Annotated in this window: 13 protein-coding genes; 4 read left to right on the top strand and 9 right to left on the bottom strand. The window is 45.1% G+C overall.

The annotated features are described in order from the left end of the window. Nucleotide 1: 1 nt before the first annotated feature. The 3 genes from IPJ02_11870 to IPJ02_11860 are packed head-to-tail and all read right to left on the bottom strand — an operon-like array spanning nt 2 to nt 3,548. Nucleotides 2-793 (bottom strand): uroporphyrinogen-III synthase, encoded by a 792-nt coding sequence (locus tag IPJ02_11870; GenBank protein MBK7376224.1) that lies wholly within the window; start codon nt 791-793, stop codon nt 2-4. Between the two features lie 27 nt (nt 794-820). Further along, the gene (locus tag IPJ02_11865; protein MBK7376223.1) at nt 821-1,720 is read right to left on the bottom strand and encodes a DUF4271 domain-containing protein; all 900 of its coding nucleotides are present in this window, start codon (nt 1,718-1,720) and stop codon (nt 821-823) included. Nucleotides 1,721-1,766: 46 nt separating this feature from the next. Then, nucleotides 1,767-3,548 (bottom strand): BamA/TamA family outer membrane protein, encoded by a 1,782-nt coding sequence (locus tag IPJ02_11860; protein MBK7376222.1) that lies wholly within the window; start codon nt 3,546-3,548, stop codon nt 1,767-1,769. A gap of 102 nt (nt 3,549-3,650) precedes the next feature. On the opposite strand from IPJ02_11860, the gene hemW reads away from it, so the two are divergent. Continuing rightward, on the top strand, nt 3,651-4,784 hold the full coding sequence (gene hemW, locus IPJ02_11855) for a radical SAM family heme chaperone HemW (GenBank protein ID MBK7376221.1): 1,134 nt from the start codon (nt 3,651-3,653) through the stop codon (nt 4,782-4,784). A 138-nt stretch (nt 4,785-4,922) separates the two neighbouring features. On the opposite strand, the gene IPJ02_11850 is transcribed toward hemW, so the two are convergent. From IPJ02_11850 to IPJ02_11835, 4 genes are all read right to left on the bottom strand, one after another. Continuing rightward, nucleotides 4,923-5,960: an NAD(P)-binding domain-containing protein gene (locus IPJ02_11850; GenBank protein ID MBK7376220.1), complete on the bottom strand. Its 1,038-nt coding sequence runs from the start codon at nt 5,958-5,960 to the stop codon at nt 4,923-4,925. A 74-nt stretch (nt 5,961-6,034) separates the two neighbouring features. Next, nucleotides 6,035-6,745: a ribonuclease III gene (rnc, locus tag IPJ02_11845; GenBank protein MBK7376219.1), complete on the bottom strand. Its 711-nt coding sequence runs from the start codon at nt 6,743-6,745 to the stop codon at nt 6,035-6,037. A gap of 130 nt (nt 6,746-6,875) precedes the next feature. After that, nucleotides 6,876-8,129, bottom strand: a complete 1,254-nt coding sequence (gene fabF, locus IPJ02_11840; GenBank protein MBK7376218.1) for a beta-ketoacyl-ACP synthase II — start codon at nt 8,127-8,129, stop codon at nt 6,876-6,878. Between the two features lie 26 nt (nt 8,130-8,155). Next, nucleotides 8,156-8,392, bottom strand: coding sequence for an acyl carrier protein (locus tag IPJ02_11835; GenBank protein MBK7376217.1), 237 nt, complete (start codon nt 8,390-8,392; stop codon nt 8,156-8,158). A gap of 275 nt (nt 8,393-8,667) precedes the next feature. Here IPJ02_11835 and IPJ02_11830 point away from each other — a divergent pair, with 275 nt between their 5' ends. Next, the gene (locus IPJ02_11830; GenBank protein ID MBK7376216.1) at nt 8,668-9,096 is read left to right on the top strand and encodes a GNAT family N-acetyltransferase; all 429 of its coding nucleotides are present in this window, start codon (nt 8,668-8,670) and stop codon (nt 9,094-9,096) included. Between the two features lie 110 nt (nt 9,097-9,206). Here IPJ02_11830 and IPJ02_11825 read toward each other — a convergent pair whose 3' ends face one another. Both IPJ02_11825 and IPJ02_11820 read right to left on the bottom strand, forming a co-directional pair. Further along, nucleotides 9,207-9,686: a YcxB family protein gene (locus IPJ02_11825; GenBank protein MBK7376215.1), complete on the bottom strand. Its 480-nt coding sequence runs from the start codon at nt 9,684-9,686 to the stop codon at nt 9,207-9,209. A 23-nt stretch (nt 9,687-9,709) separates the two neighbouring features. Next, nucleotides 9,710-10,198 (bottom strand): OmpA family protein, encoded by a 489-nt coding sequence (locus IPJ02_11820; GenBank protein MBK7376214.1) that lies wholly within the window; start codon nt 10,196-10,198, stop codon nt 9,710-9,712. Nucleotides 10,199-10,291: 93 nt separating this feature from the next. On the opposite strand from IPJ02_11820, the gene IPJ02_11815 reads away from it, so the two are divergent. Both IPJ02_11815 and IPJ02_11810 read left to right on the top strand, forming a co-directional pair. Beyond that, the gene (locus tag IPJ02_11815; protein MBK7376213.1) at nt 10,292-11,380 is read left to right on the top strand and encodes a hypothetical protein; all 1,089 of its coding nucleotides are present in this window, start codon (nt 10,292-10,294) and stop codon (nt 11,378-11,380) included. Then, nucleotides 11,346-13,739, top strand: a complete 2,394-nt coding sequence (locus IPJ02_11810; protein ID MBK7376212.1) for a hypothetical protein — start codon at nt 11,346-11,348, stop codon at nt 13,737-13,739. The genes IPJ02_11815 and IPJ02_11810 overlap by 35 nt, the downstream gene beginning before the upstream one ends. Nucleotides 13,740-13,761: the final 22 nt, after the last annotated feature.

Raw genomic sequence — 13,761 nt, 5'->3', positions numbered from 1 at the left:
GTTATTTCTTTTTCAGGGAGGAAAGATAAAGTTCCAGGGCGCTTACCATACTGGGGGCCTGGGGCTGGGGAGCCTTAATATCTAAAACCAGGCCTGCGTCTTCTGCAGCCTTAAAAGTATTGACCCCAAAAGCGCCGATCCTGGTTCCGTTTTGTTTGAACTTAGGAAAGTTTTCCAGCAAACTTTTTACACCACCTGGTGTAAAAAAACAGATAACATCATATTCATTTGACATCACGTTGGTAATGTCGTTGCTGATGATGCGGTACAAAACCGGGGTAGCATACTCACAGTTGTTGCCTTTCAACCAGTTGGTTATTTCACTGTCAAAGGATTCGGAGCAGGGATACAGGAACTTTTCATTGTCCTTGTGCTTATTGATAACATCAAAGAGGCTTTTATTGGTACCATCGGCACCGTAAAACACCTTGCGCTTGCGGTACAGGATGAATTTTTGAAGATAAAGGGCCACCGCTTCAGTGATACAGAAATATTTGGTTTCCTGCGATACGGTCACTTTCATTTCATCACATATACGGAAGAAATGATCAATGGCATTCCGGCTGGTAAATATCACAGCAGAATAACTCCCGATATCAATCTTTTGTTTACGGAAGTCTTTTGCCGGAATACCCTCAACCACTATAAATGGATGAAAATCAAGATTAAGACCATACTTTTTAGCCAAATCAAAATAAGGAGATTTTTCTCCTTCGGGCCTCGGTTGGGTTATAAGTATGCTTTTTATTGGTTTGAAAGCCTTGTCAGCCTGCGTTGAACCGTTTTTTATCATATTTTACTATGAAATAGTATTGCAAAATTACAAATTTTTAGACAAATACAACATTAAACCCTTGTATATCAGTAAAAGGGGTAATATCTCAATACCTGCTATGTAAAGCATAAAATGAAAGGGGCTGATTTTTAACTGGTTTTGCAGCAGGCCATATGACCGGAAGAAACGAAGCAGCAGGAATACAGCGATACACATCAAAGAAACGATCACGCTGGTCTTTGCAATAGCCATGTCAGAAAAACTGAGTATTACAATGAAGGGCACCAGGAAAATACCGATGATCTTATTGAAAAGAAAAATGACAAAAACATAGATATTGGTAATATCCTTCAATCCTGTGATCCACCCGGTAAATTTAAGCGTACTGTATTTCAGCAGGTAAATTACCCCTATTACTGCAATGGATGCCCCTATCATCAACCACCTGTGCCGGTCGTGTACCAAATGATAATATTCAAGGAGGATATAAGCATACATACCTCCGCTGATGATAAAAAATAAATTGAATAGCAGGGATGGCAGTTTTGCCTGCAGTAACTGGTCTGTGAGCTGGTTCTGCCGCAATGAAGTATTGAAGAATACCCGGAACAGGTTGGAAAAATAACGGTTATAGAAATACCGAAAAAAGGCAAGCAGCAAAACAATGCCGGTGATCAGGTAAAATAAAGAATCTTCATTTTTTTCCTTTTTATACTCAACCGCAAATGAAACGGGGTCGGCTTCGGAGTTTAAAAACCCGTTCTGTAATCTGAATACCGGTTTGGCCGTGACCAATGGGACAATGGAATCATTTACAACAGCCGCCCGCAGTGAATCGGTTTTTACGACAGTACTATCTGCAACATGCAAACTGTCTGCCTGCTGCGCATATGCAAATGATGATAAAATGACCACCCCCGTACCAAATAAAAAAAAACACTTCAACACTGCCTTATTTAATTTGCAAAAATAGAGGCTGCTGCCGAGATTCTTAAAAGTAATTGACATATCCAAAGTGTATTTTGGATGCTTCCCGGAGATTCAGCTTCACATCATTGCGTTTGCCTGCTGCATAACTGATATTCAGCAACCCGAACCTGGTTTCAAAGGCAAGTCCCAGCCCGGCCCCGATAAAGTTATTTTTCAGGTTTATGGCCTGGTATTTATTCTTAACCAGGCCTCCGTCTACAAACCCAAACAGGAAAGAGTTAAGTGCGAGCCGGTAGCGGTACTCTGCAGTCAGTACAGCATATTGCGTGGCATAAATGCTTTCTTCGCTGAACCCACGCAGCAGCTTATACCCGCCAATCTGGAATAACTCATTCCGGAAGGTACTGGGGCTGATAAACACCCCGGCATTTAAAGCCGTTTTCACCGTAGCCTGCTTGCCTACAGGGAAATAATGTGCAGCCGAAAGTTTTATCCTGAACTGGTAAGCCCGTTCTTTCAGCGAATCATACAGGCTTGCATAATTGAAGGAAGGGTCTTTGATGCTGAGTATATCGTTATTACGCTTCACATTCTTAATACCCACAGCCGCCGTAAGTTTTAGCTCATTTCCGCTTCTCGGGTTAAGCCGGTAATCCGTTTTACTCCAGTCGTAATCCAGCCCTATGTTCACCGCACTTACATCAATGTTGGGAGGCAGTGTTTTGGTTGCCTTTACCTGGTTGGTGTCAACCCCATTGGCCAGCAAAAAACTGTTTTGCCATTGGAAGAATACTTTACCCGACTGGCTGGCCGATAAAAGATATTGAAGCCCGAGAAGTGCATTCACCTGGAGAAAAGTAGAGTCCTTTTTAAACAGGTCAAAGGCAAAGTCGAAACCAAAAGAGGAATTGAAGATGTAAGGTTGCTGGTAGCCCAGGTTAAGCCTGGGAGATTTTGCCTGCAGTTGCTGCCAGTTCAATAAGATGGTTTCTCCCCCATTCAGTGCATTTTTCAGGTTGAGGTTCACATCGGCAGTAAGCTGCAGTTTGCCTGACTGGCTGGCATTGGGCAGAAAGCCTATAAGAAAATTCGCCTGGCTGCTTCGCCTCGGGGCCAGGTAAAGATTGAGTATGGCACCCGAACCCAGCATCGTTATATCATTGGATTGCACTTCCTGCAGGTAAGGCAGTTCCAGTAATCTTTTGCTTACCTGCTCCAGTTTTGACTTGTTGTAGAGGCTTCCGTTGGAAATATCCAGGTAATGACGGAGAAAATTTTTTGAGATCCTGGCTTTTCCAAAAACCCGTATGCTGTCAATATGGTACTGGGGTCCTTTCCTGGCTCTCAGCAGCGCCTCCATTTTATCATCATCCAGGCGGATGCTGTCTAAAAATATCTCAGCGAAGGGATGGCCATTTTTTTCATAGTAATCCAGCAGCCGTTGCTGCAGCGATACCAATTGCCGGATATTAAGCAGTTTACCGGCATAATCCTTTTCCCGGAAACGGCTTTCGTCCATGGCCGTTTTTTCAATTCCGTCAGGCTTCAATTTTATCCACTGGTACTTTTTGCCTAAGAACAAGTGAATGACCGTATGGTTCTCCAATTCAAAAATACTGTCGACCGATGCAGTGGGATATCCTTTAGAACCCAGCAAAGCCGGTAATCCACGGACATAATTGCTGCATAGCAGTTTGCCGGCGAAGCTGGTTTGTAATTTTAAAGGCTGCCGGCTAAAGGAGCTATCTTTGTCAACAAGTTGCACCTGTAATAGCCAGGAAGAGGTTTTTGTAACCTGGGCGGAGGAATGAAAAAAAACCAGCATCAACCCTGTGCTCAGCAATACAGGAAAAAGAATTTTACAACGTATTGATTTAACAGGGGTCATTAATGATCAAATCTAAAATATTATCCCGATACTAACCGGGACTTAAATCAGAAATCTTTGCCGGGCATTTACATACATATCCCTTTTTGCAGGCAGGCATGTCACTATTGCAATTTCCATTTTTCAACTTCGCTGTCACAAAAGGAAAATATGGTGGAAGCAATGCTGAAGGAAATACGACGCACGGACCTGTATCCATCCCTTCAAGGGGAAGAAAAAATTTCCACCCTTTATTTTGGAGGCGGTACGCCCAGCATACTTTCTGCCGATGACCTGAAACGGATCATCCAGGCGTTGCAGGAACGTTTTGTTTTTACACCCGATATTGAAACTACGCTGGAAGCAAACCCGGACGATATCAACGATGGGAAACTGGCGCAATGGCGATCGCTTGGCATAAACCGCCTGAGTGTGGGCATCCAGAGTTTCCAGGATGAAGAACTGAAATGGATGAACCGGGTTCACCATGCGGCTGAATCACTTTCCTGCATTGATAAGATCCGGGATGCCGGTTTCAGTAATTTTTCTGCCGACCTGATCTATGGCTCGCCCGTGTTAAGCGATGATGACTGGAAAAAAAACATGAACATCCTTATCAACAGGAACATACCGCATATCTCCTGCTATGCGTTAACCGTTGAACCCCGGACAGCCCTTGATAAAATGATAGCCCTGCAAAAAAAAGAACCGGTGGATGCCGATAAACAGGCCAGGCATTTCCGGATGCTGCTGGATGCCATGGAACAGGCAGGATATGAACACTACGAGATAAGCAATTTTGCAAAACCGGGCTTCCGCAGCAAACACAACAGCAGTTACTGGTCCGGGGCAACCTATTATGGTTTTGGCCCGGCAGCACATTCATTTGACGGAAATAAACGCAGGTGGAATATCTCCAATAACGCCCTGTACATTCAATCTGTAGAAAAAGGGGTGATCCCCTTTGAGGAAGAAACACTGACTGAAATACAACAGCTGAACGAATACATAATGACATCGTTGAGAACAAGGGAGGGGCTGGACCTGGCGCATGTGAGCAAGGTATTTGGGGAAGAAAAAAGCAATACGCTGAAAGCAGCAGGTAATAAATACAAAAACTCCGGAAAACTAACGATTGAAAATAACTGTCTTATTTTGACAAACAAAGGAAAATTTTTTGCTGATGGTATAGCGGCGGACCTATTTTTCTGAATGCCGGTAACTCTTTCGCAGATGTTTAACGATCTCTGCAATGGTCAGGCAAACAACCATAAAGATCAAAACCGAAGCGCTGATATTTGAGAAGGAGAATGGCATGATCTTATTTTCTCCCATAAAGTTAACCCGTTTTTACACCAGCGCCAATTCAATATTGTTAAATCCTTCGGCGGCAGGCAGGTTTTCCCATAATATTTTATGAACGGTTTCGGCAATGGGCATATCGGCTTTTATTTGCTGGTTGATCGTGTGAATACATTTACTGGCATAATAACCTTCCGCCACCATGCTCATTTCCAACTGGGCCGCTTTTACAGAATATCCCTTGCCGATCATATTCCCAAAGGCCCGGTTACGGCTGTGGAGGGAGTAACAGGTAACCAGCAGGTCGCCCAGGTAAACGGATGCGGCATAATTATTTGAGCGATGCTCTTCTGTGGGTTGCCGGGCATCAGTATGCCCCACTTCTATATTTTTTATGCCGGCCCTTTTCAAAAACCCCGCCATTTCGTCGGCACTGTTTGCGATCAGTACACTCAGGAAATTATCCCCGTAATCGAGCCCATGTGCAATACCGGCCCCAACGGCATAAATGTTCTTCAGCACTGCTGCAAACTGAACCCCGTAGATATCATTATTCTCAACGGTATTCAGATACGGCGTTCTGAAACAGGCAGCAATTTCATGGGCTGTCTTTTCATCAATGCCCGTAAACGTGAGGTATGATAATTTTTCGGCGGCTATTTCCTCGGCATGGCATGGGCCCAGTACGGTGAAATAATCTCTCAATTCAACGGCAAATTCATTTTTCAGGTATTCATTCAGCAGCAGGTTCTGGTCGGGCAGTATGCCTTTGATGGCCGATATCACTTTTTTCCCTGCAAAAATATCCCTGTTCAAACCATCCAGGGCCCTGACGGCATAGGCTGAAGGGATAACGATCACCACACAATCGCTATTTTCAATAACTTCTGCAGCATTGGTGGAAAGTTTCAGCCTGGTTACATCAAGATGGGCACTCGATAAATATTGCGGATTATGGTGGCGGGCAAGAATGTGCTGAATGTGTGCCTCGCTGCGGTTCCACCAGTAAATGACATTTCCGCTATCCGTTAAGATCTTTGCCAGTGCAGTACCCCAGCTGCCGCTTCCTAAAATTCCAAATGTCATCGTAAAATCGTTTAATGGTTTAAGTCGTTTAAAAACGTTTTTTAACCCTTAAACGTCTTTAAACCCTTAAACGTTTATAAACCCAGTTTGTCCACCGCCAACTGTGCAGCGATCTGGCTGGCATCTTTTTTATTGTACCCTTTGGCCTCTGCGATCAATTCTCCGTCAACCGTGGCGCCAATGGTAAATAAGCGGCGGCCGTTCTCAAATTTTTCATCCAGGGTCTCAAATTCCAGGGCCTTGCCGTTCTTATTGGCCCAGCCGTATAATTTGTTCTTGATGTTGATCTCGATCACTTCCAGGTCGTCGATGAACATATGCGGCATGATGATGTACTTCTCCACCCACTTATGGGTACCGGCATAGCCTTTATCCAGGTACACGGCCCCGATCAATGCTTCCAGCGTGTTACCGAATATCTGCGAAACCTTAAGGGCATTATCATATTTGTTATAAAAAGTGATCTTTTTAATACCCATCTTCAATGCAATATCATTCAGCTTCTGGCGGTTCACCATCTTGCTGCGCATCTCGGTCAAAAAGCCTTCTCCCTTGTATGGATATTTTCTGAACAGGTAATGCGCCACCACAGAACTTAAAACCGCATCACCCAAAAACTCAAGGCGTTCATTATTCTCATCGGCCCCTTCCCGTACGCTGCGATGACTCAGTGCCGTTTTGTATAAAGCGATATTGCCGGGTGAAAATCCCAGGATATTATTAAGCTGCTTCCGGAAATCCCGGTTGCTGTTCTGGCTTTTAAATAAGTCTTTTATGAATTGCAAAACGGAAAATAGTTTGCGTGAAATTAATCTTATTTAAGACAGATAAAATTAAGATTTTTTTTATCTCCCCTTGCAATGGTAAACGCCCGGAATGGGTTTTTATTTGCCGGCTTATAAGAAAGAAGCAATACTACGAAATGTATTTTTTTACAATAACCGACGCATTGTGCCCCCCAAAGCCAAACGTATTGCTCAGGGCTGCATTCACTGTGCGTGGCTGTGCCTTGTTGAAAGTAAAGTTGAGTCTGGGGTCCAGCTCGGGGTCGTCTGTAAAATGATTGATGGTTGGTGGCACAATATCTTTTGTTACTGCCAGGATACATGCCAGCGCTTCCAGCACACCGGCAGCCCCCAGGCAATGCCCGGTCATGCTTTTGGTACTGCTTATGTTGAGATCGTACGCATGTTGCCCGAATACACTCAGGATGGCCTTGGTTTCGGCTATGTCACCCAGGGGTGTTGAGGTACCATGCACATTGATGTAATCAATGTCCTCGGGTTTCATGCCGGCATCTTTTAATGCAGCCGCCATCACATTTTTTGCGCCCAATCCGTCGGGGTGCGGAGCCGTTATATGGTGTGCATCGGCAGTGGCTCCGCCGCCTGCAATCTCACAATATATCTTTGCACCCCTTGCCAGTGCATGATCAATATCTTCCAGTACCAGAACACCAGCCCCTTCGCCCATAACAAAACCATCCCGGTCCTTATCAAACGGGCGGCTTGCGGTAGAAGGACTGTCGTTGCGTTCGCTCAGTGCCTTCATGGCATTAAAACCACCAACCCCTGCAGCGCTGATAACCGCTTCGCTGCCACCGGTAAGTATGATATCGGCCTTCCCCAAACGTATATTATCAAAGGCATCTATGATGGCATTGGTGCTGGATGCACAGGCGCTCACCACGGCAAAATTTGGGCCCCTGAAACCATGCCGCATGGAAATTTGCCCGGCGGCAATATCCAGAATCATCTTGGGAATAAAGAAGGGATTAAAGCGAGGGGTACCGTCGCCCAGGGCAAAGTTGATCACTTCTTCCTGGAAGGTGATCAACCCGCCGATACCGCTGGCAAAGATGACACCCACCCTGTCGGTATCAACATTTTCCCGGTTAATGCCCGCATCTTTTACCGCTTCATCACTGGCTATCAGTGCAAACTGGGTAAAGCGGTCGATCTTACGGGCTTCTTTACGGTCGAGGTAACTGGTAGGTTCAAAATCTTTAACCTCACAGGCAAACCTGGTTTTAAACTTGCTGCAGTCGAATTGTTTGATGTTATCGCATCCACTCACCCCATCGGTCAAACCCTGCCAGTAGCTGTCAACGGTTTTGCCCAATGGCGTCAGAGCTCCCAACCCGGTAACTACAACTCTTTTTAAAGCCATAAATTTGCCTGTGATAATTAAATTAATTACTTAGCATGCTCTTCTAAGTACGCATTGGCCTGTCCAACTGTGGTAATGGTCTCGGCCTGCTCATCCGGAATAGAAATATTGAATTCCTTTTCAAATTCCATAATAAGTTCAACGGTGTCCAAGCTATCGGCACCTAAATCATTGGTAAAAGAAGCCTCCGGGGTTACCTCCGCCTCATCTACACCTAATTTGTCAACAATTATTTTCTTTACTCTTGTTGCAATGTCTGACATGATTGTAAAATTTAGTTTGTATAGGGTGCAAAAATATACATTTTGGGATAAATACAAAGAAATAGATATTGTTCCCTTATAAACGGTTTTTGGTCCTTCAGGCACCGGTAAAATAACCATCCGAAGGAGCAGATTTTTATGTGGCTGGCGGTCCCATCCCGGCCCCCAAAGTTCATGAGAGTTTTTTACCATAGGTGGGCTGATACCAAAAAGTTTGTATATTGGTAATTCTTCTTTTGCTAATAGTTAACCCCTTTACCAAAACTGAACCTGTTATGGCCTTAAAACAAATAGACCACGGCTCAAAAGAATACCAACAAATGGTGAAACTCCGGAATGACATTCTCCGCCAGCCCCTTGGTCTTTCTTTTAATGAAGAAGAACTGGCAAGGGAAAAAGAAGACATCCTGATAGGCGCTTTTGATGATGATGAGATGCTCGCCTGCTGCCTGCTTACAAAAACCGATAATCACAGTTTGCGCCTCAGGCAAATGGCCGTTCAGAACAACCTGCAGGGAAAAGGCATCGGCGCCAGTATGATGAATTTTGCAGAAACCATTGCCAGGGACAAGGGCTATAAAAGACTGCTGATGCATGCCCGGAAAACAGCGCTGGGCTTCTATGAAAAATTAGGCTACCGGGTCGTTGGCGATGAGTTTACTGAAGTTACCATCCCGCACTATGTAATGGAAAAGTACTTATAGGAGATATTTAGCTAAGGGGACATCCTTCGACAAATGCTCAGGAGAGCAAAAGAAGAAATAACAATCTCCTCTTTTGCTCCTTTTATCTTTTATCCTCTTAGCTGATGAGGTCATTTCCTGGCAATCTTTTCTCTGAATATATTCCTTGCAGCATGTACTTCATCCCCTTCAAAAGCATCTTTGGGCACTATAAAGAACGACCGGGTATTGAAATACAGGTGAAAAAAATGCGGGCTTTCGATCCAGGTGCTGAAATCGCCCCATCTCCAGCTTCGGCCGCCCCGCTCATTCTCGATCCTGAATTCATCCTCGGATAATTTAGCCCGGAAACGGTCTTTGAACGTATCGGCTTTCCGGTAAACCATATAAGGCAATAAGAACCAGAAAGTGATCATCAGCATGAACCATAACATGGAGCTGATCAGGAAAGCGAAGGGAGATATCTTCTTAAAGAAAAACAAGGCCGCAGACAGCAGGGCAAATACATTCACCAGGATCATCATGATCCGGATCTCCTTGCGGGTAATAAAATGATAGCGCAGCGCCTGTATCACTTTTCGTTTGTCGTAGGTAAAAAACTGGGAGGTCATCCGGCAAAGATAAGTACCGCTAATCAGTTACAGACATCCCCGGCAACTTTGCCGCCTCCGTCTGCCGGCATCCCCCCGATCAGCCTGTTCCGTAAAGCAGCATTTAAAAAACTTACCCGGCGGTTTTGGGCCCTGCCTTCCGGCGTGCTGTTATCTGCCACGGGTTTTGTATTGCCAAAACCAACAGCGATCAGCCGCCTGCAGTCCACTCCCATCTCCACTAATTTTTTGCAGATGGCCAGCGCCCTTTTTTCAGTCAGTAACTGGCCGGCGTTTGCATCGCCGGAATTATCGGTATGACATTCCACCCGAAGCAGGCTGATATATGATTTGTCCGCCAGGTACTGCTTAATGGTCTCCAGGGCAGCCATACTCTCCGGCTTCAATTTATCGCTGCCTGTTTCAAATATTACTTGCTTTGCGGTCTTCACTTCATTGCCTTCCAGTTTATAATCCTGTGCATTAATTACCAGGCTGAAAAGAGAAAACAGTAATGCAAAATTCCATTTCATAACGGTTGCTTTTGTTCTTCAAATATCTGCAATGGCGTGACCTGTACAATACCCTGCAACCGGTATTTACCTGATTGGTTTACTTTTGGCATCATGTTTTCTCTAAACGCCGTCTCTAAATATAATACCCTTACCCGTTGTCCGGCATTACTATTGATATCCCTGGCCTGTTCTATTTCCTGCAATGAGAAAAGATCAGAAAGAACGGTTGAACGTAGTTTCTATTATTGGAAATCTGTTTTTACCCTGACCCGATTTGAAGAACAGCGGCTGGATTCACTCGAAGTAAAGACCCTCTACATTAAATTCTTCGATGTGGATTGGGATGAAGAAAGCAGGTCACCCGTGCCGGTGGCGAAACTGCAAGTCACAAACAACAAACTTCCGGAGAAGATACAGGTGATCCCTGTTGTATTTATCAGCAATGAATGTATCCGGAAGACCGATCCATCACAAATAACCATGCTTGCAAACCGGATCCATACATTGATACAGGATATCATCAGCGGCAACCGCTTTAAGTCCATAAAAGAAATACAAATTGACTGCGACTGGACGCAAGCTACCAAAGAAAAATATTTCCGGCTGTTGAATGACCTCAAACAAAAAGTGACAGACCTGCCTAACGGACAGGCAGGCTACAAACTATCCTGCACCATCCGCCTGCATCAAATCAAATTCCTGGTCAAAACCGGTGTGCCGCCTGTTGACAGGGGACTGCTCATGTGCTACAACATGGGCAACTTAAAGAACCCGGCAACCAAAAATTCCATCCTGGAGACCCGGGAACTGAAAAAATACAGCAGCAACCTTTCCAATTATCCCCTGCCGCTGGACCTGGCCCTTCCCTTATTCGACTGGAAGGTCCTATACCGTAACAACAGCTACGCCGGACTTATTCAAAACCTGCCCGGCAACTGCTTCACGGATGCTTTTACAAAAAGATCCGGCAACCGCTATGAGATCCTGAAAGATACCCTGCTGAATGGATATGAACTGAGAAAGGGCGATTTGATCCGCGATGAACAAAGCGACCTGAAAGAGATCCTGGCTGCAGCAAACGAAGCAGGCAGCAGATTGAAAAATACCCAACTACGGGTATCGCTCTACCACCTTGATTCTGTAATTTTAAATAAATACACAACGAATGAACTGGAAAGTATTTATAACAGCCTGCGTTAGCGCCTTCCTCATTTCTTTTCCCCAAAACATCATCGGCTGCGGCCCCGATGCAGACCCGTATGATTATTACACTTCCTTCTTTCACCAGAACCTGCCCGACGCCAAAGCATACCGTCCTTTCTATTATACCGGTTATAATTTTTTATACGATGCCAGCGAACCCGTGAATACTCCGGATATACTTGCCCAGGAATGGGCCGGTTACTGTACAGCGCCCGTCAGCGCTGCGGATGCAAAAAAATTAGTGAATAAATTCTCTGTAAAAGACCTCCATAACCTCTATTACCATATTGAAAAAGGTCAGCCGCTGAAAATACCGGATTCCGTCAAGCAAAACAGCATGACGGAATATTTCCTCAACAGCAAAGACCTGGAAGCGTTGGGATATATCCTGTATGCCAGGCAGGCAGAGCCGTATGTGATCGGCGGGGCCGATGACTGGATCGTGCCGGAAAGGGATAGTTTAAAAATGGCGAAGCTCATAAAGAACGGGCAGCAATTGTATGGGGCAGCCAAAAAAGATATCTTCAAACAGAAATATGCTTACCAGTTTTTACGGCTGGCGCATTACAGCGGGCGGTACACCGATGTGATCAACTGGTACGATGAGTATGCGGCCCAAACCAATACCAACAGTATATTGAAGCCCCTTTGCCTGTCACTGAAGGCCGGGGCCCTGTTCCGCAGTGGCCGGCAAAAAGAGGCGGCTTATCTTTTCAGTAAGGTATTCGCTTCCACCCCGGTAAAAAGAGTTTCCAATTACCTGGGATTTAAATGGAGCGTGGATTCAAAGACAGAGAGAAAAGAGTATGTAGACCTATGTAAGAATAATGAAGAACGGGCATCCATGCTGGCACTGTTTGCCCTGGGCAGTGTAAACAATGAATTAAGTACGATGGAAGAGATCTTCCGGCTCAACCCGGCCAGTGAAGAACTGGAAGTGCTGGTGGTACGGGAGATAAACAAGCTGGAGGAAAAATATTTTTCACCGGTACTGCAGAAACAAAGCGGCGGCAAGGCATTTTATTTTAACTGGACCGATGGTGATGCAGACAGCATTGTAACCGATGCCGGGAAGGAAGTAAAGGCCCTGGCAACATTCCTGCACAATGCCGCCCAAAATAATAAATTAAAAAATGCCGGATTGCTTGAAACAGCGGCTGCTTACGCTGCATACATGATGAAAGACTATTCCAATGCCAGGGAATATGCCGCCGTGGCTGCCACCATGCCGCTCACCCCAAAACTAAAAGACCAGTGGGCGCTCACCAACCTGCTCATCACCCTCAATGAAAAGGAAAAGATCGATGCGGCTTTTGAAGAACTGCTGTTGCCATCCCTGCAATGGCTGGAAGAAAGAATGAGATCGGAAAAGCCGGTGGAGATCAACTATTCGGAAATACAGCAATGGAAGACCATTTACCGGAACCTGATGAGCGAGATACTGGCAAAACGTTATCATGAGCAGGGCGACCTGGTGAAAGAAGCCCTGTGTATCGGCGCTGCAGACTGGATCATGAAGGGAAAACAAAATGATTACCGGAGAATTGAGGGGGTTGAGTTCCTGCGCAACAAACTGATCAGTAAAGACGTGGAGAAACTGTATGCCATGCTCGACAATAAGCAACCCACCAGGTTCGACCACTATCTTTTCATTCATAATTCCGTGACCAAAAAGGAAGTGGTTGATTTTGCCGGCACGTGTTATTTAAGGGAATACAATTACAGCAAAGCCATGGAGTGGTTCAAAAAATCGCAGGACAAAAACCTGGTCGCCAAGAATCCCTTTGTGGACCTGTTGTACGACCGGGAGGAACAATTGCGGGGTGAAAAGAATTACAAAACAACCAAACTGGCCTTTGCACAGGAAATGCTGCGGTTGCAAAAAGCAGCAGAAACAGACAAAGCCAATGCGGCAAAACACTATTATAAAATGGCGCTGGGCATGTATAACATGACCTACTATGGCCATACCTGGGAACTGGTGCAATATGGACGCTCGGGCGTTGACGGATATTATATCCCGCAAAATACCACCGGCTTCCAGAAGGAATATTACGGTTGCTATAAGGCACATGACTATTTTGAGAAAGCCATGAAGGCTGCCAATGACAGAAATTTCAAGGCCCGTTGCTTATTCATGATGGCCAAATGCAGTCAAAAGCAGGTTCACCAGCCGCAGTACAATGAGTATACCGGCAACTGGGATAAATATGATGCAGCCTTTAAAGATTACTGGCCTGCCTTCACAAATAACAAATATTTCCCACCCTTTGTAAAAGAATACGGTAACACCGCTTTTTATCAGGAGGCCTTCAGCAGTTGCAGTTATTTGAGGGATTTTGTGAAGAGAAAATAGAAGCGTATTGTTTATAAACTGA

The sequence above is a fragment of the Chitinophagaceae bacterium genome, assembly GCA_016710165.1.
In the GTDB taxonomy this organism is placed as follows: Bacteria; Bacteroidota; Bacteroidia; order Chitinophagales; family Chitinophagaceae; genus Ferruginibacter.
This window is presented reverse-complemented; position numbering and strand designations above follow the sequence as displayed.

What these genes read in the sequence shown, in the direction of transcription:
- IPJ02_11870 (MBK7376224.1), bottom strand. Translation starts at nt 793, where the DNA reads ATGATAAAAAACGGTTCAACGCAGGCTGACAAGGCTTTCAAACCAATA.
- IPJ02_11850 (MBK7376220.1), bottom strand. Translation starts at nt 5,960, where the DNA reads ATGACATTTGGAATTTTAGGAAGCGGCAGCTGGGGTACTGCACTGGCA.
- fabF (MBK7376218.1), bottom strand. Translation starts at nt 8,129, where the DNA reads ATGGCTTTAAAAAGAGTTGTAGTTACCGGGTTGGGAGCTCTGACGCCA.
- IPJ02_11835 (MBK7376217.1), bottom strand. Translation starts at nt 8,392, where the DNA reads ATGTCAGACATTGCAACAAGAGTAAAGAAAATAATTGTTGACAAATTA.
- IPJ02_11830 (MBK7376216.1), top strand. Translation starts at nt 8,668, where the DNA reads ATGGCCTTAAAACAAATAGACCACGGCTCAAAAGAATACCAACAAATG.
- IPJ02_11825 (MBK7376215.1), bottom strand. Translation starts at nt 9,686, where the DNA reads ATGACCTCCCAGTTTTTTACCTACGACAAACGAAAAGTGATACAGGCG.
- IPJ02_11820 (MBK7376214.1), bottom strand. Translation starts at nt 10,198, where the DNA reads ATGAAATGGAATTTTGCATTACTGTTTTCTCTTTTCAGCCTGGTAATT.
- IPJ02_11815 (MBK7376213.1), top strand. Translation starts at nt 10,292, where the DNA reads ATGTTTTCTCTAAACGCCGTCTCTAAATATAATACCCTTACCCGTTGT.
- IPJ02_11810 (MBK7376212.1), top strand. Translation starts at nt 11,346, where the DNA reads ATGAACTGGAAAGTATTTATAACAGCCTGCGTTAGCGCCTTCCTCATT.